Origin of the sequence: Actinotignum timonense (assembly GCF_030216305.1) — a bacterium.
GTDB classification, from domain to species: Bacteria; Actinomycetota; Actinomycetes; order Actinomycetales; family Actinomycetaceae; genus Actinotignum; species Actinotignum timonense_A.
The window spans coordinates 56,277-82,140 of the sequence record NZ_JASOKT010000003.1; the positions used below are offsets into that span (position 1 = coordinate 56,277).

The following is a 25,864-nucleotide window of genomic DNA, read 5'->3' on the forward strand; positions in this document are numbered from 1 at the left end:
CTCAATCGCAGGAAAATTCTGTGGTTCAACGGTAGGAGGTCAACGATGGCTTGTGGACGAAGCCGCGCGGACAAGCGGGCCAAGAAAGCGCAGCGGGAGGTTGACGCCATTATGGCGAAAATCGATGAGCTACGCGGCCAGGCCGAACGCACCGCGAAGAAAGCCCAGCTCAAGGGGAAGCGGAATCAGAAGAAGTGGGAGCACAAGGCGAAGAGCGCCGCGTCTGATTTCCAGGATTACGCGAAGCAGGCCGGCGAACGCCTGAGCGATTACGCCAATCAGGGTTACGAATGGGCGGCACCACGCGCCCAGGAGCTGGCCGAAAAGGCGAAGCCGTACGTGGAGCAGGCGAAGGCCGTGGGCAACGATCTTGCGGAGAAGGCCAAGCCCTACGTGGAGCAAGCCCGCGATAATGCTTCGGAGTTCGTGGAGAACGTCCGCAATGATTACCTCCCGCGCGCCCAGCGTGCCCTGCATGCCGCGGCGGAGGCAGCCAAAGGTGAGGGAACGGTGGCCGAACGCGGTCAGAAGATCGCGCGGGTGGCCTCGCGTGAGATTCAGACTCCCGAACCGGTGAAGAAGTCCCGCGGGAAGGGCCGGGTTTTCGGCACCATCGCGCTGGTTGGCGGCCTCGGAGTTGCGGTCTACTACCTGTGGAAGCGCTCGCAGCCCACGGAGGATCCCTGGGCGGAAGCCTACTGGGAAGATGTGGACGGCGTGAAGGCTCCCGTGGAAGATGCGGAAGATTCCGTGCAGGCCGGTGCTGAGGAAGTTGCGGAAACTGCGGAAGATGTTGTGAACGACGCCGCAAGCGCAGCTGGCGACGTGGCCGATAAGGCCAAGCGTGCTGGCTCCCGGGCTGAAGATGCCGTCAAGGAACGCGCGCACGAGGCCAAGGATGCGGCGGAGGATGTTGCGGATAAGGCCAAGGAAGCCGCGCAGCACGCCGCTGACCAGGCCAAGGACATCGTCGAAGATATTGCGGAGAAGTAGGGTTTTCGGGGAGGGCTCATACCTCCTGGAGGGCTCACGCCTTCGCGGAAACTAGAGCGGCAATAGCGGCCGGCGGTAGCCGCAGTAGCGAGCGCGGCTCGGGCATAGAACGGCCCGGGCCGCGCTCCTCTATATCTGCTTTGGGGTCGCAGGTGCTGCGAGTCAGCTACTCCGAGCCCCGCTATTCGCCGGCCAGCAGCTCCTTGACCCGCGGGATCACCTCGGTGCCGAAGAGCTCGATGGAGGAAAGGTTCTGCTCGTGGGGCTGCGAGCCGTAGGAGACCTTGAGGTCGTAGCGGGTGGCGCCCAGTTCGCGCATGCCGGTGGCGATTTTGCGGGCCACCGTTTCCGGTGAACCCACCGCCAGCGCCCCGTTCTTCACCTCGTAGAGGTATGCCTCCCGCGACGGCGGGCGCCAGCCGCGCTCCCGCCCGATCCGGGAATTTGTTTCCACGTAGAAGTCGAAGAAGTCAGCCACGGCTTCCTCATCGGTGCGAGCAACATAACCGTAGGAGTGGTAGCCTACCTCAGCTGCGCCGTCGTTCCCGAACTGCTCCCAGGCGCGCCGGTACAGATCCGTGAACGGAACAAAACGCGAGGTGGGGCCGCCAATAATGGCGAGCATGAGCGGGAGTTTGTAATGCGCGGCGCGCACCACCGATTCGGGGCTGCCGCCCACGGCGACCCAGGTGGGCAGCGGGCCGTGTTCGAGCGGCGGGTAAAGGGTGACGGCGCGCAGCGCCTGCGTGTGCGGGCCGCCTTTCCAGGTGACAGGTTGGCCGTTGCGAGCGAGGAGTTCGGTGAGCAGGGAGAGTTTTTCGTTGAAGAGATCTTCGTAATCGGCCAGGTCGTAGCCGTATAGCGGGAAGGATTCGGTGAAGGAGCCACGACCCACCATGAGTTCGGCGCGCCCGTTGGAGAGGGCGTCCACGGTGGCGAAGCGTTCGACCACACGGACCGGATCGTCCGAGCTGAGGACGGTGACGGCGGAGGAGAGGCGGATGCGCTGGGTGCGCGCGGCAATCGCGGCGAGGACCACATCGGGGGCGGGGATCGCGTAATCGTCGCGATGGTGTTCACCGATATTGAAAATGTCGACGCCGACCTCTTCGGCGCGCACCGCTTCGGCCACCACATTGCGGACCACCTGGGCGTGGCTGAGCTTGGTGCCGGAGGCATCTGCGGTGACGTCGCCAAAAGTATCGATTCCGAAGGTGTAGGTCATATCAGGTCCTTTCGAGGGCCGCGTGAGAGCCGGTGGCGCGGGGGCCGGGGCGCGAGGTACCGGTGGCACGCGACTAACCAGTAGCGCAAGCCACCGGTCTGAGCTTAGCCACAGCACGAGCCGGAGTCACCCACTGATTGAACTCTACACTACTTGACCGAAGAGTGCTCCGATGCCGAAGGTGAGGGCGAGGCCGAGGGTGCCGCCCACGGCGGTGCGGATGGTGGGGCGCAGCGGTGGGACTTGGCCGATCCAGGCGGCGATCCAGCCGGTGAGCGCCAGCGCAGCCACGGTGACCACGAAGCAAATCGGGGCGATGGCGCCGAGTGGGGCGAGCAAGCTGGCGGCGAAGGGAACCGCGCCACCGGCGAGGAAGGAAAAGAAGGAGGAGAAGGCTGCACCGAAGGGGGAGACGACGTCGTTTTCTGTGGCAGGTTCACCCACCCCGACACTCCGGCATGCCACATCCGCACGGCGTGCCACATCTACGCGCCGCCGCAGCGCGTCGAGTTCGGCATCGCGCTGGGAGGAGACGGAAATGTATTCACCCAGGGCCATAGATACCGCTCCGCCGATGAGGGCAGCGAGCCCGGCCAGTAAAATCGCGGTACTTGAGGCCCGCGCACCACCCATCGCGATGACCACTGCAGCCACGGAGACGATACCGTCATTCGCGCCGAGCACCCCGGCCCGCAGCCGATTCATGGCCTCAGCTCCCAGCACTCCCGGGATACCGGGAGCGGTATCGCTGGCATCTGCGCGACACGTGTCGCCATGCTTCAATTCACATGCTTCAATAGCACACTTCCCCATAACAATTCCCTCCGCTTGTTTTACCGTTATAGCCATTGTTATGCGGGAATTGTGGAAAAGATAGGAAGGTCAGGCTACGCTCACTTAGATATAATGTGTTTTATTTTCGAGCGGTCTGGGGTGGGCGCCGCTGCCGGAATACGGCGTGGTGCGCTGCCCGCGGGAATACTTCGCCGCGGGCTTTCCGTTCTTTCTTCATGAACACCACTGCGCAGAACGACCGCGACCTGATCGGCCTGCTGGGCGCGGGCAAGCTTGGCACCGCTATCGGACGCTTGGCCGCGGAGGCGAGTTTCCCGTTGGCGGTGAGCGTGCGCCCGGGTAATCCGCTCTACGATCTCACGTTGCCGACCTTGCTGCCGACCGCTCGCCTGGTTCCGTTCGAGGAGCTTGCCCGCACCGCGGATATTCTTATTCTGGCGCTGCCGCAGCCTGCGCTCGCTTCGATTGATTTGAGCGGGGTGCGCGGCATTGTTGTTGATGCCACGAATGCTTGGAAGGCTACCGATGGAGCCTCAGATACCAGCACCACGCCCACCCAAAACACCACCGCCGCGCTGCAAGCGCGTTATCCGGAGCTGGCTATTATCAAGAGTCTCAATCATGCGGGGTATACGGAGTTGAGCGCGGAGGCCCGCCCGCATGGAGCGCCGGGGCGGCGCACGGTAGCCGTTGCGGGGGACGACGCCGCCGCACGTTCCCGAGTGGCTGCTTTTATTGATGCGATTGGTTTTGATCCGGTGGAGCTTAGCTCCGAGCACGCTGCGCTACTGGAACCGGGTGGCGTGGCTTTCGGGCAACGCCTGGAGCTGGCCGATTGGCCAGCAAATATCGTGGCAACCCGCCACTAGATCTACCCCGAAACCCGCCGCCACGGATACGACCGAACTCCTCCGGCGAATCCTGGAACTCAGCGCGCCTAGGGGCGCACACCCACGTCGACAAGGGGCGGGGTGCCGGTAGCTGCGCCGTCGTACACAAGGTAGTAGGTGTAGTTCGCTAAGCCATTCTCAACGGCCGGGTTGTCCGCGGAAAAGACGCACAGGATATCGGTGGGGCGCGGTTCGATATTGCCTTCGCCGGGCACCTGTGCGTCAAAGCGGTCGGTTTCTCTTAGGTACCCGCCGGTATCTTTCACGCGCCCGCCGCTCACGGTGGTGCTCAGCGGTTCGCGCGCATTGCATCCGCGGAAAACGGGGTGTGCTGCGGCGGAAGCGGTGCGCTGTTCTTCATCCGTGAGGCGTGGATCGCCGGTGAGTTCGGGGAGCAGATCTTCCCATTCCGAGCCTGCCGCGGCGAGGACTTGCCGGTCAGCCTGCGCACGCTCTTCGGTGGGTGCGGTCACGGAATGCCCGCCGTCGAACTGGAAGGAAACCTCCCCGGTTTGCACGAATTCGGAACCGTTCCACACGAAATTCACGGTGGTGGAATGCGGCGGATACGCGCGTTCCATTGCCCGCGTTACGCCGCCGACCGGCGTATAGGAGGTGTACGTGATGCGCGCCTGGCCGGCCTCAAATTCCATGGAACTCACGTTGAAAGACCACAGGCCGTCGTCATCTTGGGCGATGCGGGTGCCGCGAATTTTTTCGCCATCATCGTGGGTGCGGTTCCCGATGGCGGAAACGAGCCTGAGGTTCGCGTCGTAAATCCCGATGGTACCGATGGCCGGGTCCCCCACCCCGCAGGACATCGCGACCGCGCGATATTCCACACCTTCGAGCACGAGCGGCTCGGTGAGGTGAATGGTTCCCGGCTGCATCCCCGTTTCGCGATCCGGAAGAATCTTCCCGTGCGCCACGGTTACGGGCGCGGGCGGGTTGCGTTTGCTGTAACACACATCCGGAAGTATGTACGTGCCGTTGCGCATTTCTTTATCCGTGGGGCCGGGCGCCGGCGCGGGGCTAGTTTCCGCCGCGATAGTGGGCGACGACGCCGCACCTGCCGCTCTGCCCGCCTCAGCCGATACCGTTGCGGTAGCCGCGGGGCCAGCCGCTGGGGTTGAGGAAGTTCGCCCGTTGAACCACCACCAGAGCCCACCAGCCACGCCAAGTACAAGCACCAGAAATGCCGCAATCAGGGACGTGCGGGTGGCACGGCTGCGGGGTTCTTGCCGAGTTAGGGCTCCATTGTCGCTCATGCCATCAGTTTACCGGGCGGCTACGACACGATTTTTGGCCGCGACGAGTGGTCACCACCAAAGTCACTCAGTGGAAAATTCGAAGGGGTCTTTTTTAACCACACCTCATAAGCGCAAAGTAGCTTAGGATGATGGAAGTAACCGTCTGAAAATCCCAGGAGAATTCGTGAAACGTCCCCCCAGTATCCGCGAAGTTGCGCAGCTGGCAGGCGTTTCCTTGGGAACGGCATCTAATGTCCTCAATCATCCCGAAAGAGTGTCCACCGCTACCCGGAAGAAGGTGGAAGCAGCGATTGATGAATTGGGATTTATCCCTTCGGAAGCCGGACGACGTTTGCGCCGAGTGGATTCTAAACTTGTGGGAGTTATTGTTTTCGACGTTGCCAATCCGTTCTTCTCGGAAGCAGCAAGCGCGATCGAAGCTTATCTAGCCCAGTTTTCTTGTTTCCCCGTCATTGGTTCAACTGGCGGGGATCCTACACGGGAAGCGGATCTTCTTCGATTACTCCTCGGGCAAGAGGTGCGCGGCATTATTCTCACACCCTCATCTGGAGCAGCGGAGAGTCTCAAACTCCTGTCCTCACGGCGTATTCCTGTTGTGCTTTTTGATCATCCAGCCTTGGAAGACGGGATGAGCGCGGTGTCAGTTGATGACACTCGCGGCGCAGAAATCGCTATCGAGCACCTGCACAGCTTAGGTCATCGACACATCGGATTTATTAATGGATCTGCTCGGGTACGCCAGGCTCAGGCTCGACGCGTAGGAGTAGAGCGTTCGGCGCGTGCTTCGCATAATGAACTCACCCTCACGGAAGTACACGCCGCTCGCTTCGATGCCGCCAGTGGTGAAAAGGCTATGCATGAGCTGTTGACATCTCATCCCGAAATAACAGGGGTCTTTTGTGCGAATGATTCCTTAGCCATCGGCGCTATGCGAGCTGCACGCCAACGGAATCTAGGTATTCCGCAGGATATATCGATTGTTGGTTTTGACGATATTGATGTGGCGCGAGAACTTATTACACCCCTCACTACAGTCCGCCAGCCGATGACAGAACTAGGAACCACAGCGGCGCAATTACTTCTGGAACAGCCGGCACATGCTCAAGATATTGCATTTGTCCCGGAGCTTATTGTTCGCGAATCAACCGCGCCACCGCGGTCCTGGCGTATATAGCTTTAGTACAGCGAGGTTTGTACCCCAAAATCGGCTATAACGGCACGAAGTTCGTCTTCTGTGAGTCCCTCGCCGGAATTACCCATCGTGCGGTTGCGATATTCATACATGGCACCAGCTTCGGCATATTCCATCTTGTCCACCGCATCGAGAGCACCGGTATCGGAGCGCACCATAATGCCGTGCTTAGACCACACGACGATGCGATGATCCTTCAACGCCGCAACGTTATTTTCCTGCAATTCATTCGATCCGGGAACCATAAATTCCAGTACAGCGACACCATCGGGAAGCTGAACAATCGTTTCGGGTTCCCAGCGCAGAATTGCGTGATTGAAATCCTTCGTGTTCCGCAATTCCTTAATATGAGAGAGCGCAACCAAATAAGGGGGCTGTGCGTGGATAAGTACCTGGAAAGGAACCTGCCGATCCCGTACCTGGCTTTCGTGTACCGCTAGATGCGAGTTGAATTCGCTTGTTGGTTTCGTGAACTGTCGCTCGGGATGCGTCCACCACGTCCCGGTTGCCCCTCCTTCGTCGATAACAAAAGCGGATACCGCGGCGAGGGGATTTACTTCAATTTCCCGCAGTCGCACCCCGGATCCCGTGACAAATACCGTGTGACCTGCCAAACCCCGCACCGACCACGGGAGTGAAACTCCGGCGGTTTTCTCGGGAAAAACACTATCGAGGGGAAGTTGTTCCCGGGTAGCAACAGAAATATTTCCCGCACCTGCTTCGCATGCTGCGAGATGATCAAGGCGGGCACCCGCTTCGCCCATCTGAGTGAAAATATCAGAGATTGTTAGAGCGCTCATGCGCTGCTCCTTTCATCAAGAGTTCGCCATGACTGGCAAGGGAAGGGATAGGGGCTTCTGCGCCCCACAACGACTTAGAGGAAATGATGGGTGAATACCCTCCTTTCCGCCGAGCGCCATTCCTCCACAGAGCTTTCTGGTTCAAAATGAATGAGGTCGAAAGAAGACCGCACGATGTTACGCAGTTCGGAAAGGTCCTCACCTACATCCCCGTGAGCACGAGCCTGAATAAGAAGGTTTCCGGTTGCCGTTGCCTCCACGGGCCCAGCGGTTACCGGACATCCACAAGCATCCGCCGTAAGTTGGCACAATAGCGTATTTTTGATACCTCCCCCCACCATGGTCACCGAAGATATATCGACATTCGCGAGGGCCGCGGCTTCCTTTACCGCACGGGCATGGGCAAGAGCCAGAGAATCCACCACGCAACGAGCAATTTCCGCGGGAGTTTCCGGAACGGGCTGATCACTAAGCTGAGCCAGCTCTTGAATTCGCTGGCACATATCACCCGGATGGGTAAAAACGGGATGGTTAATATCGATGACGGTACGCAGAGCCGGAGCCGAACGTGCTGCCTCACTTAACTTATCCACCGTGAGATCCGGGTGGTACTCGCGTAGCTGCGCGAGACATCCATTGAACACCCACATACCCATAATGTTCTTGAGGTAGCGAACCGTTCCATCGACACCCAGTTCATTCGTGAAATTAGCCTTGCGCGAGGCTTCTGTTACGACAGGAGAATCCAGTTCTACTCCCACCAGCGACCAGGTACCGCAAGAAATATACGCGCTCCTCTCAATGAGAGGAGCGGCAATAACCGCCGATGCAGTATCGTGGCTCGCCACGTTAATGATGCGAGCTGGACTAGCTGTTGTTCCGAGCTGCGCCACGTCCTGATTGAGGTATCCCAAGCAGTTCCCGGCCTGCACCAGATCAGGAAGTTTTACGCCTAGATCCTGACCCACCGCCTTCCCCATCCGTTCGATCACACTGGAGTTCCACGTGCGATGCACCGGATCGATAAGGCCCGTTGTCGACGCATTTGTTAGTTCCGCCGCCATCACACCGCACAAAAGAAAATTCAGCAGATCGGGAAGAAGGAGGATCTTTTCAGCAACAGCTAACTCCGCCCGTCGAGCTTCATTCTTTCCGTCGGCTAGAAGTTGAAAAATTGTGTTGAAAGTTTGCATTTGCAAACCTGTAACCTGGTACAGCTCTTGCGCACCCACAGTGCGAACAAACTCCCCGGCAACGCCTTCGGTGCGTTGGTCGCGATATGAGCGGATCGCGCCGAGGACTTCACCCTCAGCAACGAAACCATAATCAACACCCCAGGTGTCTACACCGATAGATGCCACATCGGTGTTTTCTAGAGTGCGGAGCGCCAACACTGTCTTCTGCCATAATCGTGGAAGATCCCAGTGAATAGCTGGCACTCTCCCTGTATCGCTAAGCGGCCTCGCTCCTGCTGCGTCGTCGTGTTTCCCGTAACGCGGGAACTGGATCGGCGCATGCGAGAAACGGGCAATTTCCCGGCTCTGCACAACCGAATCAACCACCCGTCCCGCAACAACGCGACCGGATGAGGCACCTAAATCAACAGCAACTAGCGCACCCATCATGCGTACCTTATTCTTTCCTCCTCGCCTCAGTATCTTTAAGCACCCCAACTCATGGCAGTGCCACCGGTGCGTTCGGAACGAATCTTGTCCAGATATCCGGACTCCTGGAATGCTTCGTAGGGCCGCGCGGGCAATCCACGCTCCTCTCGCCATTCTTCGAGCAAGGGGCGAACATCGGTCGAGAAAGCGTCCATAAGAACCCTGTTCCCGGCAAGCACATCATCGCTGCACTGTGCGGCAGCGAGTTCCTCCGGATCAATGAGAAGAGCCTTTGCTACTGCTTCCTGCACATTGGTTGCAGACAGAATCTCACCCGGAATTTTCTCCTCGAGATTGTGGCATTGATCCAGCATAAAGTTGACCTCCGCTGCCGGATCAAAACCGCCCCCGGAAACGATCTCCCACACGATACGGAAAAGCTGGAAAGGATCCGCTGCTCCAACAATGAGATCATCATCAGCGTAGAAACGGGAATTAAAATCAAAAGCACCAAGGCGCCCGCGCCGCAAAAGTTGCGCCACGATAAATTCGATATTTGTTCCCGGAGCGTGGTGCCCCGTATCAAGCACCACCTTCGCACGTTCACCCAGGTCAACACAGTGAACCAGAGCTGTGCCCCAGTCAGGAACATCCGTGTGATAGAAAGCCGGCTCGAAGAATTTATATTCGAGTACCAGGCGCTGATCCTCATCCAATTCGTTGTAAATACGTTGCAACGACTCAGCGAGGCGGTCTTGGCGAGCCCGGATGGAATCCTGGCCCGGATAGTTCGTTCCGTCTGCTAGCCAAATCTTTAAATCCCGTGAACCTGTTTGCCGCATAATATCGATGCAGGCAATGTGATGCGCAATCGCTTTCTCGCGTACCTTCGGATCCGGATTGCATAGCGATCCCAGCTTGTAGTCCTCGTCCTGGAATACATTCGAATTGATCGTCCCAAGCTCCACACCTTCACTTTCCGCAAAGGCCCGCAACTCAGAGAAATCATCGACCATATCCCAGGGAATATGGAGAGAGACCCACGGGGTCACTCCGGTCATCTTGTGAACCTGCGCCGCATCCGCAATTTTTTCAAAAGGCGTACGGGGAGTTCCCGCGGTTCCAAATACCCTGAATCTTGTTCCGGAATTTCCAAAAGCCCACGAGGGCAACTCAATAGAGAGCTGATCCAGAATAGCGCGACTACCCGCGGTCATATTATCGAGATGTAGCATGTCTACCTTTCCAACGCCTTAAGCGCTTAGTTACTCAAGTTCGTGGAGATATCAAAAGTTCCGCTAACGGTGTGGGTATCTCCATTGGGGAGAAGAAGTTCTGCTTCGCGCGGCACCTCTCCGGTAACGCGCAGCACACTTTCTTCCAGAGACCATTCCAGAAACACCAGCCCGTGAGGTGTTGTTACGTGCCCAGAAGCCCGCGTGAGGGAGCCACCCGGCTGAGGCTTCAGAAGGATTGCTTCGTACCCAGGCCGCGCAGCATTGATACCAAGAACGGTCCGGTACACCCAATCGATAACCGCACCCAGGGCGTAATGATTGAAAGAAGTCATACCACCGGGATTTACCGTTCCGTCGGGAAGCATGGAATCCCAGCGCTCCCATACCGTTGTCGCACCCATGGTGATGGGATATCCCCACGAGGGGCACTTCGTTTGCTCGATCAAGCGATACGCAGCATCGAGGTGCCCGGTTTCCGTCAATGCATCACAAATTTCAGGGGTACCCGCGAACCCGGTTCCTATGAGGTAATCATTTTCCGCTACCAAATCGGCTAGGTACTGACCGGCTTGGTTCTTCTCTTCCTCTTCGAGAAGCCCGGTATTGATCGCGAGTGCGTATGCGGTTTGCGAATGGGAGGCCAGCCGGCCTTCCGTATCTGACTCCTGATCAAGGTAGCGATTGCGGAATGCCTTGCGGCACGCTGCAGCCCACTCCCGAATCTCTTTTTCGACATCCTTACCGAGTATCTCCGCGATGTCCGCGGCCCTCGTGAGGCACCGAACGACGTATGCATTCGCCACCAACTGCGGATCAGTCTGACCATCTTGGGGAGCATCAGCCGGAGCCGTGGGATCTAACCAGTCTCCTAGCTGGAAAGCTTCCAGCCACAAACCGTCCGCACCTGCTAGCTCATGGAGGTCTCGAGCCCAGCTCCACACGAGTTCCCAATGCCGCTCAAGATAAGAAATATCTCCTGTTGCTTGATACAGATTCCACGGGAGCAGAATTACGACGTCATCCCATACCGAAGCCGGATCTTCCACTTTCCAGAAGAAGGGGGCAGGCACCCACGGCACATACCAAGGAATCACTCCGAATTCGCGATACTCTGTTTCCACATCACAGAGCCAATCGGATAAAAAGTCCGCGCAATCCCCAAGGGTCAGGGCAGTAGGCCCGAATACCTGAATATCTCCGGTCCATCCCATCCGCTCGTCACGTTGCGGGCAGTCGGTAGGAAGTCCCACGAAGTTCGAGCGCATGGACCACTGCACGTTGGAGTGCAATTGGTTGAGAATTGGATTGGAGCACTCGAAACTTGAGGTCATATTGATAGGGGTGCGAATAACTTGGAGCCGGAGAGTCGTAAGATCCACCGAGCCTTCTGGGTCCGTTATTTCGATATAGCGGAACCCGTGCACCGTAAATCGTGGTTCGTAACGACGGCGCCCTCGTCCAGCACCGGTGAATTCATCGATGGAATGTGCTTCACGCAGGGTTCGTGTGTAAATTCGCCCTTCTTGCAGCACTTCTGCGTGGCGAATAGTTACTGTCACACCCTCGGGAATATCTGCCTCGAACGATACCCGCCCCGCAGCGTTCTGCCCGAAGTCCACCAAAATAACATCATCTAGTCGCGTGATTTTTTGTGGTTCCAGAGTCTCCATTGCGGTGATTTCTCGCCACGGAACGAAAACTGGTTCCTCACTCACTGAAAGGGCTGTGACGTTCTTCCACACCGTTCCTGGATCTGCCTGGGCGCTCGGCAAAACATCGCAACGTTCGTCGTAGTGTTCCCCTCCGTAGAGTTCTGCGCGTACCCGTGGAGAACGGATGCATTTCCACGATTCATCACTGGAAATAACCTCGTGCGAACCATCGGCATACTCGATATCCAGATGGAGGAAAGCTGCCACATCTTCTCCGTAGAGGTTAACGTTGCCGCCATCGAAGCCGAAACGGCCGCGCCACCACCCATCTGCCACATCAAGGTCAAGAACAACGGCACTACCCGCCTCCACGGACGCGAAAGAATGAGTAACGTCCAGGCAGGCAATGGGCATCCGGTGCCGGTAGCTCATCCATCCGGGAAGAAGTGTTTGCTCGTGAGCCAGCACACCGTTGACGTACATGTCCACAATCCCGTGAGCGGAGAGGTAAGCGGTTGCTTGACGCACCGGTCCCGCGGTAATAACGGTTCGGCGGAGACGCCATGATCCTTGTTCTGGCCCCGGATCTTCCGTGGGGCTAATCCACTGCCCTTTCAGTTGAGTGAGGTCCTGCATTAGGAATCCTTCCGTACCGCTCCCTCGGTCGGAGCAATGAAATCGGGAGCCTTACGAGTACGTCCGAGCCAGAACACACCGATGAGAACGGCAATAATCTGGAGCACAACGATGAAGATGTAGAGAACACGCGGTCCGGCATCCAGAATCACCGGAGTCCACAGCGCTACCACTGCGGCGACAATTCGAGTGAAGGCAGTGGTAATACCTTGCGCCGTCGAACGAAGGAGGGTGGGGAAGAGTTCCTGAGACCATACCTTCCACATCGGCTCACCGGCGATAGCACCGCCAATCGCATAAACAATGGCGAGCGTAATGAGGACCCAGGGCTGGAAGCCGAAGATAATAGGCAGCGACCATGCTGCGATAGCGAGCACACCGGCACCGGCAAAGAGCGGCATGCGGTACTTGGTGTCCACGAAACGCATAAGGAAGAACGTGGCTACCACGGACACACCCACACCGATGAGCCCCACCAGCGAAGCGGTACGAACCGTGGATCCGGCGACATTCACCCAGATGTAGGTCGAGAACTGGCCGTTAGTATTAGCGGCAACGTTCGCCAAGGCATAGAAGAGTCCGGTGCCGATGAGGGGAAGCAGGTAACGCCCGGTGAAAAGTTCACGCAGCTGCATCTTTTGGGGTTCAACACTTCCCTTGCCGGAATGCGCCTGGACCCAAGCCTGCGATTCGGGAAGAGTCGCGCGCAAAATCAGCACGATAACAGCGACGATAGCTAGGTGCGCATAGAGAATCTGGCCGCCCGTGCGCCCCATATTTCCGACCACAGCGCCAATGCCCATCGCGGCAAGCATGCCGCCCATCCAGAGCAGGTGGGAGAAAGTAATCATCTTCCCCTTATGGCTAGGCGGTGCCTCCTCTGAGATCATCGCCAAGGAAACCGGAAGATCAGCGCCTACCGCAAAACCGAGAGCTGGGATGAGGGCATAGAGAATTCCCGGGCCTCCCGCGAAAACCATCCCGGCTGCCGCGAGCGCGTAAAGAATCATGGTGACGGTGAAAACGTGGCGTCGCCCGAAACGGTCACCCATGCGCCCGCCGACGATTGCACCCGCGGCAATCCCGAGGGTCAGAAGTGCCGAGTAATGCCCAATGGCGTGAGAGCTCAAACCGAGGGCATCCTGGTAAAGCACAAGCGCCGTTCCCGTGGACACAATCGCCGCAGCGTCAAGATATGACGCCATGCCTGCAATAGTCGCCACCCACCACGGGTTGACTTTTTTGCGTTGCAGATTCATTTTTCCTCCTTCGCAGCCACTCTGCTGCGTCAGGCGTATTCCTTGCCATGACAACTTGGTTTTTACGTCTCTTACGCCGGTCATGCGCATCTGCACGCTCTACCTTGTGCGTATTGAAACGTTTCAAGTAGTATTGACTATAGGAGCTCGCAGCTCTGGTGTCAACATTGCGAAAGTATCTCGATAATGTAGAAAATACGGCAGGCACCACAGAGTACTGGCACAACGCTCCCGGACGACACCCTTACAACGACGTAGAAAGGCCAACACCATGACAGAGAAACCACAGCAAACCCAGCACACCTCCACCCTCCTCACCGGCGGCAAAGATTTCTGGCACACCCACGAAAACGAGCACGGGCATGCGATTATGGTCTCGGATGGCCCGCACGGCTTGCGGGTCCAACCCGGCGAGGGCGATCACCTCGGCTCGGGCGCCTCGCTGCCGGCCACGTGCTTCCCACCCGCCGTGGCCCTCGGTTCCACGTGGAACCCGGAGGCGGCGCGCGCCGTGGGAACCGCGATTGCGGAGGAGGCGCGGGCGCAGGGTGTCGGCGTCGTTCTTGGGCCCGGAATTAATATCAAACGTGACCCGCGCTGCGGCCGTAACTTCGAGTATTTCAGCGAGGATCCTTTCCTCACCGCGTCCATGGCAACGGCCTACGTGAGCGGCGTGCAAAGCCGCGGCGTGGGGACCTCGCTCAAGCATTTCGCCGCGAATAACCAAGAAACGGACCGGATGCGCCGCGATTCCCAGGTGGACGAACGCACCCTGCGCGAAATCTACCTGCGCGCTTTCGAAAAGGTGGTCAAGGAAGCCGCCCCGTGGACGATTATGTGTTCCTACAATTCCCTCAACGGCACGCTCGTTTCCGAAAACCGCTGGCTGCTTACCACGGTGCTGCGCGAGGAATGGGGTTATGAGGGCGTGGTTGTGTCCGATTGGGGTGCGGTGCGCGACCGCCGCGCCGCGCTGCGGGCCGGGCTCGACCTGGAAATGCCCGCGCATCGCATCCACGAAAAGGAAACCCTCGCCGCGCTGGAGGCCGGCGAGCTGGAGCCGAGCGCGGTGGAAACCGCCGCCGCGCGCGTGAGTGCGCTGATCGAAAAAGCACCGCGCGAGCGCGGGGAAGATTTTGATGCCGCGGCCCACCACGACCTGGCCCGCGAAGTTGCGGAACAGTCTGTGGTTCTACTTAAGAACGACGGCGCACTTCCCCTCCGCACCGATGCCAGCATCGCGGTATTCGGTGAATTCGCCCACCGTCCGCGCTACCAGGGCGCTGGATCGAGCCTGGTCAACCCCACCCGGGTCGCCACGGCCTGGGATGCCATCCAGGCGCTCGCCCCGCAGGCGACCTACGCCCCGCTGGATGAGTCGCAACTGGAGCAGGCGCGTGATGCCAGCGTGTGCCTGGCTTTCCTCGGCCTGGGCGAAGCCGAAGAATCGGAAGGCTACGATCGCAGCACGATCAGTATTCCGGCCGCGCAGCTGGAGTTCCTTGATCGCTTGCTGGAGGTGAATCCGAATGTCGTCGTCGTGCTAACGAATGGGGCGGCCGTGACGATTCCCTTCGCGGATAAAGTTCCCGCCATTCTGGAAACCTGGGTCCTCGGCCAGGCCGGCGGCGAGGCTATCGCCAATATTATTTTCGGGAAGGCGAACCCCTCCGGGAAGCTCACCGAAACGATTCCGCTGCGCCTGGAGGACTGCCCCTCCTACCCGCATTTCCCGGGCGACCGCTCCGGGGTGCGCTACGGCGAAGGGCTTTTTGTGGGGTATCGCGGTTTCGATGCGCGGGCGCTGGACGTGGCTTTCCCCTTCGGGCACGGCCTGAGCTACACCACTTTCGACTACAGCGATCTGGAAGTCGAAGCTGCCGGCAATGATATTCGGGTGAGCTTCACGGTCCGCAATACCGGGCCGGTGGCGGGGCGTGAAGTCGCCCAGGTGTATGTATCGGTGCCCGATTCCTGCGTGGTGCGAGTGCCGCGCGAACTCAAGGGTTTTGCCGGGGTGGAGCTCGCGCCCGGGGAGGCTCGCGCGGTTTCTATCACGGTGAGCGCCGCCGATCTGGCCTATTGGTCCGTGGAACACGGCGCCTTCCTGGTGGAAAAGGGCACCTACCGGATTTCGGTAGGGGCCTCCAGCCGCGATCTGCCGCTGGTTGCCGAGGTGGAGCTAGCCGGCAATGAGCCGCCGGTCCGCCTCACGCTGCTCTCCACGGTCAACGAAACCCTGGCGGTTCCCGGCGGGCGTGCCATTATCGAGGACTTCGTGCGCGGCGCTTTCGATAGCGGTGACCTTGGTGTGGATATGCTCGCGCTCATGGGCGACGCCCCGCTCAGCGCCATCGCGGGATTCCGCGGCGCTGACCCGGCCGAACTCAAGGCCCGCCTCGCGGAGTTGAACGGCGGCGGTGACAACTGCGGTAACGACGGCCGTAACGACGGCGCCGCCGCGCCCGCGGGGAGCTAAACGCCGACGCTCACTTTTCCTCCCGGACGCTGGGCCGCGGCGGCGCGGGGATGTGCCGCTTATCGCGCTCACCCCGCGCTCCGCGCTCATCGCGCGCGCCCGGTTCGCCTCGCTATTCCCGCGCGCCCCGCGCGCCCTGGCTCAGCGTCCCGCTGAGGAGGAGCACCGTGATGCCAGCGAAAGGCACCACGCACAGGCCGATACGCAGCCCAAACGTATCGGCCACCATCCCCACAATCGGCGGAGACACCAGGAAACCGATGCGCATAAGCCAGGAAATCGCGGTCAGGCCCGTGCCCGGCTTGAGGCCAGGAAGTTCGTCGGCTTGCTGGATCGCGGCCGGCACCAGCGTGGCCGAACCAAACCCGGCCACCGCGAAACCGGCAATCGTGCCCAGCACGCTCGGGAACAGCAGCGCCAGCCCCATCCCCGCGGTAATGAGCGCCGCCCCGCCCTGAGCCACGGTGCGCCGCCCGAAGCGATCCACCAGCCCATCGCCCAGCAGCCGCCCCACAAATTGCGAGCCGACCAAACCCACATAACCCGCGGCAGCCAACCCGCCCGCGGCGCCGAGCTGCCCCACGTACAGAGTCGCCCAACTCGACCCGGCATCCTCGATGAGCCCGCCCATCGTGGCAATGAGCACCAGCGCACCCAGCATCGCCACGGTTCGAAGCGTGAGAGGCCCCGCAGTCCCGGACGGCGCGCTTGACCCGGTGGGCTCGGCTTCTTGCGGAGCCGTAGTGAGATTCGACGACGCCGCCACTTCCCCCGCATCGCCTACCCCGCCACCAACGTGACCTGCGGTAGTACCGCTTGGCCCGGGGTCTGCGGCGTCGTTCCCAGGTAAACAGAAGCGCCGGGCCACCAGCGCAACCACGGCCCACAGTATTCCGGAGAGCACCATATGCGTGGGCACCGATAATCCGATCCCGATCGCGGCGGCGGACATGAGCCCGCCGCTCATCGCGCCCACGGACCAGGTGGCGTGGAAGGTGTTAATAATTGAGCGCCCGTAATGGCGCTGGACCCGCAGGCCGTGCGCGTTTTGGCCAACGTCCGTGGCGGCATCGCAGGCGCCGCCGAGGAACATGCCGGCCGCGAAGAAGATTCCCGTGGGGCCCACGCCCGCCATAATGAGGCCGAGGGCGGTGAGCAGCGTGCCGGCCACCGCCACCGGCGCGGAGCCGAATTTGCGAATGAGCGGCGCGGCGAATATACCTGCGATGATGCCGCCGGCCGGGAAGGCCGCGAGCGCGAGGCCGTACACGGCGTTGTCGAGCTCGTGGATCCGCTTGAGTTCGGGGAAGCGCGGCACGATATTGGCGAAAATGGCGCCGTTAGTGAAGAAGAGCGCGCTCACCGCCAGGCGGGCATGGTGCAATTGGGTGGCGGTGTAGTGGCGCGAACTCGGCGGGCGCCGGCGGCGGGAAACGTGCTGCGTTGTCACAACTATCCTTTGCGTGCGGATCTTTTGCGTGCGGTGTTAACGCTTCCACCCTACCGAGAAAAGCGGGGCCGCGGGCTCGCTGCAACGTGCATAACTGCACGGCAGAAAAACCCGCGGGCAGCGCTCAGGAAGAACGCCACCCGCGGGTTTACTACCCGGCCGCAGCCCGGGAAAGCCGGCCTAGATCTTCTCACCTCCGGTCGTTTCCTGGGCCGGCAGCGCCAGGGAAATTGCGAAGGCGATCACCGCGCAGACCAAACCAACAATCGCAGCCTGCGAGTACCCGGCGGTGATATCGCCGGCCACCGCATTGCGGGCCACGAAGGAGGCCATTACCCCGGTACCCACGCCCGCGCCCAGGTTGAAGGCCGCGGAGGTTAGGCCCGGGAGCACCCCCGGCCGGGTGGGCGAAGCGTAGAGCACGCCCATGGCATTGAGGGTGGTATTGGACATCGCGGTGTAGGTGGCGCCCATGAGGAAGGCCAGGGTGAAGAGCACCCAGCGATTCTCGAAGCCGAAAACCACCACCCCGGTGATGAGCACGATGCTGCCCAGCAGGCCGGCACGTAGGATCGCGCGGTAGCCCAGCCGCGGGGCGTACTTGCCCACGAAGGGTGCCAGCAGCCAGCCCAGCAGTGAGAAAGGCGTGAGGTAGAGCAGCGCGGATTCCGTACCGCCCATACCCAGGCCGTTCTCCGCGTCCTGGGATACCGCCGGGATAAGGTACATAAGCACCGAGAAAGCGGAAGCCAGGGTGAAGAAGGCCGTGCCGGTCACGCCCCAGGTTTGGCGTTTGACCAGCTCGTTGAGCGGAACCAGCGGATCAGATACCCCGCGCTCCACCAGCACGAAGGCCACCGCCAGCACCACCGCCGCGATAATCGCGGCAATGGTCCAGGTGTTCCCCCAGCCCAGCGAACCGAAGCCGAAGGTGAGCGCCATATTCGCCGACCATAGCGAGCCGGTCAGGGTCATCGCCCCGCCCCAGTCCATGCGGCTGGCCGCCGGAACTCGAGTTTCCGGCACCCAGGCCACCACGCAAATGAGAGCCAGGACTTCCAGAGCCAGGATCGTCCAGAAAATTCCCTTGTAGCCGGCGTGATCCACGATGACCCCGCCCAGCAGGGTGTCGATCCCGGCCACCCCGGAATTAATCGCGGCAACCAACCCGATATAGAAACCGTATTTCTTCGGGTGGAGGATGGCGCGCAGCGTGAGGTTACCCAGCGCGAACGTGGCTCCGCAGAAGCCTTGGAGGAAGCGCCCCACCATGAGCATGGCCACGCTGCTGGTCACCAGCACCAGCACCGTTCCCACCACCATAAAACTCACGGAAATCAGCAGGGTCACGCGCCGCCCGATTTTATCGGCGAGCGGCGGGAAGAAAATCGCGAGCGCCGCTGCCACCGCGAGGAATACCGTGGAGCTCCAGCCAATCACCCCGGAATTGGTATTGAGGGCGCTGGCCATATCGCCGATGGCCGGCGCCAGCATCGTGGCGTTGAGCTGGAAACTTGCGATGACCAGCATGAGTGCGGTGAGCACCAGCTTCGGGTTAATCGCGCGGTTGCCGGCGGCACGCACCGTGGTCCCCTCAATATATTCGGAGGGGAGTTCCCTTGGGGGTTGTTCCCTCGAGAGTTCAGCCATGGAATTCTCCTTCACAGATGATGAATCGATATCCGGCAGAACTACGCGAGGCCCGCGAAGGGCTGATTCGGGGTGGTTTCCAGCGCGAGCAAAGCATCCAGGCGCGCGAAGAACGCCTTTTTATCGGCTTCTTCCACCACGTACGCATTCGCGGGGAGCGGGAATTTCTCCCAGGCCATGGCTGAGTACCCCCGGGTGAGCTCCGAACCGGTTTCAATATCCACCCGGTAGCGGTTTTCGCTGAGGATAAGTTCCGGATGCAGGAGGGTGGCCACCGTCATGGAATCGGGATGTGTGGAGCCATCCACCCCCACCGATTCGTTGAAGTCCAGGGTGGTATCGCAGACCTTCTTGAAGAACTTCGCGAGGGTCGTATCCTTATCGGCCAGCGCATTGTATTCCGCGCGGGTGATCGTGGCATCACGCAACGTGATGGGATCCCAGGTCACCACGTGAATATCTTCGAAGCCGGCCGTGAATACAATTTGGGCGGCTTCCGGATCCACGTAGAAATTAAATTCGGCCGCGGAAATCGTATTTCCACGGCCGTTATTGGATCCACCCATAATGTAGAGGCTCTTGACGTTCTTCACGAAGTTACGGTCTTTGACCACCGCGGTCGCGATATTCGTGAGTGGCCCGATGGCCACCACGCTCACTTCACCCGGTTGGGCAGCTGTGATGCGCAGAAGAGCGTCTACGGCGTGCTCGTCCTCCACGTGCGTCGTCGTAAAATCAATACTCAAACCGCCGGTGCCGTCACCGTGGACGTCCTCCGCGGACACCCATTCGCGCAACATCGGCTGCGAGCAACCCACGTGAATGGGGACCGCGCCGAGCTTCCCGGCAGCGTTGAGCGTCATCTGCGCATTTTTGATCTGCCGCTCAAAACCAACATTTCCGGCCACCATGGTGATGGCCCGCAAATCAGCCCGCTCATCGAGAAGGCCGAATAGAATCGCCACGCAATCGTCCTGCGCGGTATCGGTATCGAGGATAAAAGGTACCTTCGTCATGAGTGCTCCTAGTAACTTTCGTGGCCGTTTTCCCCGGTCACAATGGCAACCGAGTTCGAGGATCCCACCAGGGCCGCTCCGGCCCGGATCAACGATAGTGCGTGGTCAAAGGTGGAGATGCCGCCCGACCCCTTGATGAGAACGCCCGCGGGCGCCAGGCTTTTCAGGAACTTAATCGATTCAACGCTCGCCTTTTCTACCGAACCGGAGGAGGCATTTTTGAGGTATTTCGCGCCGGCTTCCACGGAGAGTTCCACCGCGGCGCGGCGTTCGGCCTCGGTGAGGAGCGGCAGTTCGAGCATCACTTTAACGGGCACGCCCGCGGCGACGACGCCGGCAATATCCTCGCGGAACCTGTCATATTCGCCGTCCTTGAGCCACCCGATCTGCACCCCGATATCAATTTGGGTGGCGCCGGCCTTCACCAGCGCTTCGGCTTCCGCGGCTTTCCCGGCCGAGGTCATCACCCCGGTGGTCGGGAAATCAAGCGCGGAGGCCACCTCGATCCCGGTACCCTCCAGCACCTTCGCGGTAATGGGCACCTGGGATCCGGCGACCATCGCCGCGTTGAATCCATATTCAATGGCCTGCTCCGCGTGCCGGATCGATTCGGCCCGCGTGGTTCCGATCTTAATGAGTGTGTGTTGAATATACGGGGCTAAATCGCGCGGATTCGTAATATCTTCCGGCGCGATACGCGTGGGTTTTTCCATTATTTATCCTTCCGTTCGGATTGTTATGAGTTACGTGGAAGTACGACGGCGCAGCGCTCGGCACCGAAGCGGGTGTGAAGATCATCAATGCTGGGTATACCCGGCAGCACTCCTTCCGCTTCTACGGTAAGCGCGCCAGCGCAATTCGCGAAGCGAGCCGCCTCCGCGGGCCTTGCCCCGCAGGTGAGGGCCGCCGCGAGCGCCGCGTTCGTAGCATCGCCAGCCCCGGTGGTATCCACAACAGCGCGGGGCGTCTCAGCTGGGATTTTCTGCGGCTGGCCCCCGCTTTCGCACACATAGCAGCCCTCCGCTCCGTGGGTGAGCACCACGGTGCACTCCAGAGCTTGGGCGATACGCGCGGCTTTTTCTTGGGGTGGTAGGGCCGCGAGCGCGGCGGCGTCGTCGTTCCCCAACATCTGCAAGAGGGCGAGCGCTTCCGTTTCGTTCGGCGTGATCACGTCTACCTGGCGTAACACGTGTTCGGGCAGGCGCGGCACCGGGGCCGGGTTGAGGATGACGCGCGCCCCGGCCGCGCGCCCGAAGGTGATCGCGCGCGCTACGCTGGGCGCGGGGATCTCGCAGGAAATAAGGACGGTATCCGCGCTTTCAAATATGGCGGCGTGCGCGCCGATATCTGCCGGGCTGAGCTGGTCTAAAACCCCGTTGGCAAGGATAATGCGATTTTCTCCGGTGGCGTCCGTGATAATCGCACCGACCATGGTGACGCCTTCTTTGGTGACGACGGCGGAGGCGTCCACGCCCTCGGCCGCCCACATCTCACGCGCGGCGTGGGCGTACCAATCCGAGCCGACGGCGGTGAGTAAGCTGACCGGGATTCCCAGCCGAGCCACCCCGACTGCCTGGTTGGATGCTTTGCCGCCGTGTTCCTGGCTGAAGCGCGCCCCGGAGATGGTTTCTCCATCCGCGGGCGGGCGCTCGGTGAAAAATGACAGGCCGACGCCGTAGCCGCCGACAACAAGTATTCGCATTGCTCCCCCTTGAACTCGTGCGTTAAGGCGAGAGTAGCAGTGTGAACAAGTATATACAAGTAGGTACAGCTAGTGGACAGGTTATGCGGCGCGCGGGCGGCCGGCCGTGGGTTCGGGGGTGACCACGCGACAACGGGACGCGCCGCAACGGGACGCGCCGCAACGGGCACCCCGGAAAGCGCGCAGCCTTTACGAGGGCAGCGGGGTGCGGTGCACGATGGAGTGAATCCGCAGGCGGTCCGGGCGGATCCAGATGCGCGAGGTTTCTACCGGGCGGTCGGAGGCATCGTAGGTGACCTGCTTCATGTCGATGAGCGGGAAGCCGTGCGGAACGGCGAGGATGCGCGCGAGGTTGCGGTCCGCCCCGACGGCGGAGATAGTGCGGCTGCCGTGGGAGAGGGCGATGCCGAGGTCGTTTTCCAGGGTGCCGAAAAGGGAATTTGCCTCGTAATCCTGTTTGACGAGGACGGCGCGTTCCGCGCAGAGCGGGGGGAGGATCACCCAATTATCGAGGAGGGTGATGGAGCCTTCGGCGTCGCCGCGCATGCGGCGCAGGTGGAAAATGTTGCCGTCTACTCCCAGAGCGGCGGCAATCGGGGGCGGGGCGGGGATGACTTCCTGGGCGAGCACCCGGGTGGTGTAGTCGATGCCGCGCTGCTCGAGTTCTTCGGCGAGGGTGGTGAGGGAGGAGGTGAGTGGCGAGCGCACAATATCGTGGGCGATGAAGGTGCCGCGCCCGCGCACTCGCACCAGCAGACCTTCGTCGATGAGCTGGTCCACGGCTTTGCGCAGGGTCCCTCGGGCCACATTGAGCTGTTCGGCGAGGGTGATTTCCATGGGGAGCTGGTCGCCGCGCCGCCACGCGCCGGTGCTTACTTGTTCACGCATCCAGGTGGCGAGCTGCCGAAAAATCGGAGTGGGGGCATTGCGGTCAAGGCCCGGGGACTCGGTGTGCATGGTTCCTCACCATCGCTTCCTGGACGTCTATGTTCGGATACATGTTCGGATTCGGGCTGCTTTGCCCGGCATCTCTAGGGTACCGCGCGGCCTGGGAGGGCGCTGGAAAGCGCCTGATGGTGGGCTGGCGGGGCGGGAGTGCGCCGGGACGCGAGGCTTGGGCATATTCGGGACGCGAGGTGCGGGTGCGGGTGGATTCGGAACACGAGGTCCGGGCGGCGCCGGAGACGGCATGTTCTTTCCGAGCTGTACCTCGCATGTACCACAAACGCAGTACGTTCCCCCCACCGCCTTCACACGCCGAGGTTTCCGAAGGCCACCACGTGCACGCCATCGGGGCGGGTGTAACTCAGACCCGATCCGGTCACCACCACGAGGAGCGGATCCGGACTTTTCACATAACGCTGCGCGAACCGCTGCAGATTTGTGGCTGCTCCATCAATAATGCTCGGAACCGAGCCGAGTTTCACTTCGACCAGCACCGTTCGCCCACCAATATCCAGGATGGCATCCACTTCCAGCCCGTCAGCGCTGCGGCCGTGATAAATATCGGTACGAGCCAGGTAGCGCAGATCGTGCACAACCTGGGATTCGAAAAGCTGCCCGAGAAACTCCAGGTCGTCCAGGAGTTCGCGCTCGCTCGCGTGCAATGCGGCAGCGGCAAGCGCCGGATCGGCCAGGTGGTGCTTGGGCGCTTCTCGGAGCGGCGCTGCGGAGCGGAGGTGCGCACGCCAGGCTGGCTGCGGCGTCGTAATAAAAATTCGCTGCAAAGAATCGAGGTAATCACGCACCGAATCGCGCGCCAGGCCGGTATCGCGCGCCAGCGCGCTGACGGACATTTCCGTTGCGGTTCCGCGCGCGAGGGAGGTGAGGAGGGCCGCGACGCGCTGCGGGTCGCGATACGTATTGTCCGGAATTCTAATGTCGACAGCGCAGACGGTCTTCAGATAATCACGATTATTAGCACGGGCTTGTTCCGTGCTGAGCTCAAGGTTGCCCGGCCAGCCCCCGTGCGCGATGCGCTGGGCGATATCGGGGACGGTGAGCGAGGAGGAGGCCGGAGTTATCGCAGCTCCGGGCGGTAATTGCGCGAGCTTACGCAGGGAGACGGCGCTATCGCTGTGCCCGGTTTCCGCGAAGGTCATGGTTCCCATCACGAGGCGCGCGAACCGCCCCGCGCCGCTGTGGCGGGCGGCGCCCTCGCCGGGAGCGGTGGAACCGGTAAAAATGAACTGGCCCGGGCGGTGGCGCCGATCAATCTCATGCCGGGCCAAATCCCATAGCACCGGGTAAACCTGCCATTCGTCCACGAGCCGCGGGGTATCGCCCTCGAGGACGAGCTGCGGCAGTACCGCTAATTGCTGTTCGAGCTGCGGATCAATATCCGCCTGGATCGCACTCTTGGCATACCGGCGAGCCGTTTCCGTTTTCCCACATCCCTTAGGCCCGGTCACGAGCACACCGCCGGCGCGCGCCAGGGCCTCCTCCAGCTCGCTATCGGCCAGCCGAGGGCGGTAGGAGATGCTTTCCTGAGCCATATCGCCTGCTTTCATTTTCCCTGATATCTCGTGCTTTTGGGGCGGAGTCGCCAGTTTGTGGACCGTATAGTCGTCAGTTTATCGGAAATCGAGTCGTCAGTTTGTGGGGATTCCAGTCGTCAGTTTGTGGGCGATGCAGTAGACAGTTTGTAGCGCGCGAGCGACTTCGTTGAAGAAATTATTGATACGGAACTCTATCGGCAGGCGCGGGAGCAAGACGACGGAATTCGGTATTCCATGGACGAGGTCATGCGTATAGCCGCAGAGGATTGAACCGATACCGTCTGACTAAATGAGCCAAGTCAGGAAGGGGCAGATAAGCGGACTAATGGTGTAACTATGCCCTCAGCTTATGGTCAACTGTTCACTATCGGCTGGAAAATATGTCAAGCGTGGATGTCACCACCTCAAACAATTCCCGCAGTCTTTCCTAATTGCGCTCTACGACAATCCGCCATATCATTTGAATCAGGATAGATTTTTCGCTTGAATCCATAGGGAACTCCTATCCATCAGAGACACCCGGTGTTAGCCCACCGGGTGTCTCGCATGTAGCGCGGGTTAAGGGTTAATAGACAAAGTAGTTGCTAATGGCGGCGTGTCGTTGGCTTGGATCCAGCCTGGACCCGCACGAACCTGGTTCGCAAACGAAGTGCGAGGGAGAGCACCGTTTGCACCCGATTTCGTGTCTCTAACGCGCACTTGACGGATCCGATGGTTCGAAATGCGCACTTTAGCGCCTCTGCCCACTCCGCCGACCGTGGCGCGCTTACACAGACCAGGAGCAGCACTATTCCGGCCCTTTACGTGCGTCGATACACTGTTGACTTTGCTCGGATTTCCCGTAGGATTGCTCGCGAAGACCCCGGAACGATCACCAGCCTCGGCTGAATCGCCGGGGTTACGTTTATCCTGAATGGGCCTCGAGCTTCCGGCTTCACAGAATGTACATTTCGGATCTAACGAGCCGCAAAATGTACGCCACGAACATAAAAACCGCGGAAAACTGTCACCCACGTACATTTTGCTGACGGGACTGGCAAGGCAGTCATGCCGGCAGGCCGCCGCCTTCCAGCACCAGCGGCGTGGCCGCACCAAAGTGTGCATAAGACACCCAAAATCAGAAGAAAACGGTGCTCATACGCACACTATGCGGGCGGGCTAAAGACCAAGCGTGAAAGGAAAATCTGGTGGAGCTAAGGGGACTCGAACCCCTAACCCCCTGCTTGCAAAGCAGGTGCGCTACCAATTGCGCCATAGCCCCTAAGATTCCGGCGCGGGATCCGGAACGTGGTGCCAACGAGAATGCTCATCCATCACGTGCACGAGGGCAGCGACAGCACAACATCCAGCAGCAAGCGAACCGAGGAAGAAACCAACCCGTTTCATAACCCTCCTCGTAACCGTGGGCCTAGATGGACTCGAACCATCGACCTCAGTCTTATCAGGACTGCGCTCTAACCAACTGAGCTATAGGCCCGGTGACCACATGAGTTTACACCGGCGAGCCGCCGTTT

Annotated in this window: 19 protein-coding genes and 2 tRNA genes; 4 read left to right on the forward strand and 17 right to left on the reverse strand. The window is 60.4% G+C overall.

The window, feature by feature from the left end:
- Positions 1–45 precede the first annotated feature (45 nt).
- A complete protein-coding gene (locus QP305_RS02970; RefSeq protein ID WP_284903906.1) occupies positions 46–993 on the forward strand; it encodes a hypothetical protein in 948 nt (315 codons plus the stop codon).
- A gap of 181 nt (positions 994–1,174) precedes the next feature.
- Here QP305_RS02970 and QP305_RS02975 read toward each other — a convergent pair whose 3' ends face one another.
- Together QP305_RS02975 and QP305_RS02980 are read right to left on the reverse strand one after the other, a co-directional pair.
- The gene (locus QP305_RS02975; RefSeq protein WP_087070135.1) at positions 1,175–2,218 is read right to left on the reverse strand and encodes an LLM class flavin-dependent oxidoreductase; all 1,044 of its coding nucleotides are present in this window, start codon (positions 2,216–2,218) and stop codon (positions 1,175–1,177) included.
- A gap of 144 nt (positions 2,219–2,362) precedes the next feature.
- The gene (locus QP305_RS02980) at positions 2,363–3,031 is read right to left on the reverse strand and encodes a VIT1/CCC1 transporter family protein (RefSeq protein ID WP_284903907.1); all 669 of its coding nucleotides are present in this window, start codon (positions 3,029–3,031) and stop codon (positions 2,363–2,365) included.
- Positions 3,032–3,228: 197 nt separating this feature from the next.
- Between QP305_RS02980 and QP305_RS02985 the strand changes: the two genes are divergently transcribed.
- Positions 3,229–3,882, forward strand: a complete 654-nt coding sequence (locus QP305_RS02985) for an NADPH-dependent F420 reductase (protein WP_284903908.1) — start codon at positions 3,229–3,231, stop codon at positions 3,880–3,882.
- 68 nt (positions 3,883–3,950) lie between these two features.
- Here QP305_RS02985 and QP305_RS02990 read toward each other — a convergent pair whose 3' ends face one another.
- Entirely contained in the window at positions 3,951–4,871 is a 921-nt protein-coding gene (locus QP305_RS02990; protein ID WP_284903910.1) for a hypothetical protein, read from the reverse strand.
- 466 nt (positions 4,872–5,337) lie between these two features.
- Between QP305_RS02990 and QP305_RS02995 the strand changes: the two genes are divergently transcribed.
- A complete protein-coding gene (locus QP305_RS02995) occupies positions 5,338–6,348 on the forward strand; it encodes a LacI family DNA-binding transcriptional regulator (RefSeq protein WP_284903912.1) in 1,011 nt (336 codons plus the stop codon).
- Between the two features lie 2 nt (positions 6,349–6,350).
- On the opposite strand, the gene QP305_RS03000 is transcribed toward QP305_RS02995, so the two are convergent.
- The 5 genes from QP305_RS03000 to QP305_RS03020 form a co-directional block, all read right to left on the reverse strand.
- Positions 6,351–7,166 carry a class II aldolase/adducin family protein gene (locus QP305_RS03000; protein WP_284903914.1) on the reverse strand — a complete coding sequence of 272 codons (816 nt, stop codon included), beginning with the start codon at positions 7,164–7,166 and terminating at the stop codon, positions 6,351–6,353.
- A gap of 74 nt (positions 7,167–7,240) precedes the next feature.
- A complete protein-coding gene (locus QP305_RS03005) occupies positions 7,241–8,791 on the reverse strand; it encodes a rhamnulokinase (protein ID WP_284903915.1) in 1,551 nt (516 codons plus the stop codon).
- Positions 8,792–8,826: 35 nt separating this feature from the next.
- Positions 8,827–10,005 carry an L-rhamnose isomerase gene (rhaI, locus tag QP305_RS03010; protein WP_284903917.1) on the reverse strand — a complete coding sequence of 393 codons (1,179 nt, stop codon included), beginning with the start codon at positions 10,003–10,005 and terminating at the stop codon, positions 8,827–8,829.
- A gap of 26 nt (positions 10,006–10,031) precedes the next feature.
- Positions 10,032–12,296, reverse strand: coding sequence for an alpha-L-rhamnosidase (locus QP305_RS03015; RefSeq protein ID WP_284903919.1), 2,265 nt, complete (start codon positions 12,294–12,296; stop codon positions 10,032–10,034).
- A complete protein-coding gene (locus QP305_RS03020; protein ID WP_284883194.1) occupies positions 12,296–13,555 on the reverse strand; it encodes an MFS transporter in 1,260 nt (419 codons plus the stop codon). The genes QP305_RS03015 and QP305_RS03020 overlap by 1 nt, the downstream gene beginning before the upstream one ends.
- A gap of 271 nt (positions 13,556–13,826) precedes the next feature.
- Here QP305_RS03020 and QP305_RS03025 point away from each other — a divergent pair, with 271 nt between their 5' ends.
- On the forward strand, positions 13,827–16,034 hold the full coding sequence (locus tag QP305_RS03025; RefSeq protein ID WP_284903921.1) for a glycoside hydrolase family 3 C-terminal domain-containing protein: 2,208 nt from the start codon (positions 13,827–13,829) through the stop codon (positions 16,032–16,034).
- Positions 16,035–16,146: 112 nt separating this feature from the next.
- Here QP305_RS03025 and QP305_RS03030 read toward each other — a convergent pair whose 3' ends face one another.
- The 9 genes from QP305_RS03030 to QP305_RS03070 all read right to left on the reverse strand — a co-directional run bounded on the left by QP305_RS03030 (position 16,147) and on the right by QP305_RS03070 (position 25,827).
- Positions 16,147–17,484, reverse strand: a complete 1,338-nt coding sequence (locus QP305_RS03030) for an MFS transporter (RefSeq protein WP_284903922.1) — start codon at positions 17,482–17,484, stop codon at positions 16,147–16,149.
- Positions 17,485–17,664: 180 nt separating this feature from the next.
- Positions 17,665–19,134 (reverse strand): MFS transporter, encoded by a 1,470-nt coding sequence (locus QP305_RS03035; RefSeq protein ID WP_284903924.1) that lies wholly within the window; start codon positions 19,132–19,134, stop codon positions 17,665–17,667.
- Between the two features lie 41 nt (positions 19,135–19,175).
- Positions 19,176–20,150 (reverse strand): nucleoside hydrolase, encoded by a 975-nt coding sequence (locus QP305_RS03040; protein ID WP_284903925.1) that lies wholly within the window; start codon positions 20,148–20,150, stop codon positions 19,176–19,178.
- An 8-nt stretch (positions 20,151–20,158) separates the two neighbouring features.
- Positions 20,159–20,863 (reverse strand): deoxyribose-phosphate aldolase, encoded by a 705-nt coding sequence (gene deoC, locus QP305_RS03045; protein ID WP_284903926.1) that lies wholly within the window; start codon positions 20,861–20,863, stop codon positions 20,159–20,161.
- A gap of 23 nt (positions 20,864–20,886) precedes the next feature.
- Positions 20,887–21,852 carry a ribokinase gene (locus QP305_RS03050; protein ID WP_284903928.1) on the reverse strand — a complete coding sequence of 322 codons (966 nt, stop codon included), beginning with the start codon at positions 21,850–21,852 and terminating at the stop codon, positions 20,887–20,889.
- Between the two features lie 189 nt (positions 21,853–22,041).
- The gene (locus QP305_RS03055) at positions 22,042–22,809 is read right to left on the reverse strand and encodes a GntR family transcriptional regulator (RefSeq protein ID WP_284903929.1); all 768 of its coding nucleotides are present in this window, start codon (positions 22,807–22,809) and stop codon (positions 22,042–22,044) included.
- Positions 22,810–23,102: 293 nt separating this feature from the next.
- Positions 23,103–24,347: an ATP-binding protein gene (locus tag QP305_RS03060; RefSeq protein WP_284903931.1), complete on the reverse strand. Its 1,245-nt coding sequence runs from the start codon at positions 24,345–24,347 to the stop codon at positions 23,103–23,105.
- A gap of 1,188 nt (positions 24,348–25,535) precedes the next feature.
- Positions 25,536–25,611: transfer RNA gene (locus tag QP305_RS03065), tRNA-Ala, on the reverse strand.
- 142 nt (positions 25,612–25,753) lie between these two features.
- Positions 25,754–25,827, reverse strand: a tRNA-Ile gene (locus QP305_RS03070).
- Positions 25,828–25,864: the final 37 nt, after the last annotated feature.

What these genes read in the sequence shown, in the direction of transcription:
- QP305_RS03060 (WP_284903931.1), bottom strand. Translation starts at nt 24,347, where the DNA reads ATGGCTCAGGAAAGCATCTCCTACCGCCCTCGGCTGGCCGATAGCGAG.
- QP305_RS02985 (WP_284903908.1), top strand. Translation starts at nt 3,229, where the DNA reads ATGAACACCACTGCGCAGAACGACCGCGACCTGATCGGCCTGCTGGGC.
- QP305_RS03020 (WP_284883194.1), bottom strand. Translation starts at nt 13,555, where the DNA reads ATGAATCTGCAACGCAAAAAAGTCAACCCGTGGTGGGTGGCGACTATT.
- QP305_RS02980 (WP_284903907.1), bottom strand. Translation starts at nt 3,031, where the DNA reads ATGGGGAAGTGTGCTATTGAAGCATGTGAATTGAAGCATGGCGACACG.
- QP305_RS03005 (WP_284903915.1), bottom strand. Translation starts at nt 8,791, where the DNA reads ATGATGGGTGCGCTAGTTGCTGTTGATTTAGGTGCCTCATCCGGTCGC.
- QP305_RS02970 (WP_284903906.1), top strand. Translation starts at nt 46, where the DNA reads ATGGCTTGTGGACGAAGCCGCGCGGACAAGCGGGCCAAGAAAGCGCAG.
- QP305_RS03050 (WP_284903928.1), bottom strand. Translation starts at nt 21,852, where the DNA reads ATGCGAATACTTGTTGTCGGCGGCTACGGCGTCGGCCTGTCATTTTTC.
- QP305_RS03025 (WP_284903921.1), top strand. Translation starts at nt 13,827, where the DNA reads ATGACAGAGAAACCACAGCAAACCCAGCACACCTCCACCCTCCTCACC.
- QP305_RS03040 (WP_284903925.1), bottom strand. Translation starts at nt 20,150, where the DNA reads ATGACGAAGGTACCTTTTATCCTCGATACCGATACCGCGCAGGACGAT.
- QP305_RS02975 (WP_087070135.1), bottom strand. Translation starts at nt 2,218, where the DNA reads ATGACCTACACCTTCGGAATCGATACTTTTGGCGACGTCACCGCAGAT.
- QP305_RS03000 (WP_284903914.1), bottom strand. Translation starts at nt 7,166, where the DNA reads ATGAGCGCTCTAACAATCTCTGATATTTTCACTCAGATGGGCGAAGCG.
- QP305_RS03035 (WP_284903924.1), bottom strand. Translation starts at nt 19,134, where the DNA reads ATGGCTGAACTCTCGAGGGAACAACCCCCAAGGGAACTCCCCTCCGAA.
- rhaI (WP_284903917.1), bottom strand. Translation starts at nt 10,005, where the DNA reads ATGCTACATCTCGATAATATGACCGCGGGTAGTCGCGCTATTCTGGAT.
- deoC (WP_284903926.1), bottom strand. Translation starts at nt 20,863, where the DNA reads ATGGAAAAACCCACGCGTATCGCGCCGGAAGATATTACGAATCCGCGC.
- QP305_RS03015 (WP_284903919.1), bottom strand. Translation starts at nt 12,296, where the DNA reads ATGCAGGACCTCACTCAACTGAAAGGGCAGTGGATTAGCCCCACGGAA.
- QP305_RS03055 (WP_284903929.1), bottom strand. Translation starts at nt 22,809, where the DNA reads ATGCACACCGAGTCCCCGGGCCTTGACCGCAATGCCCCCACTCCGATT.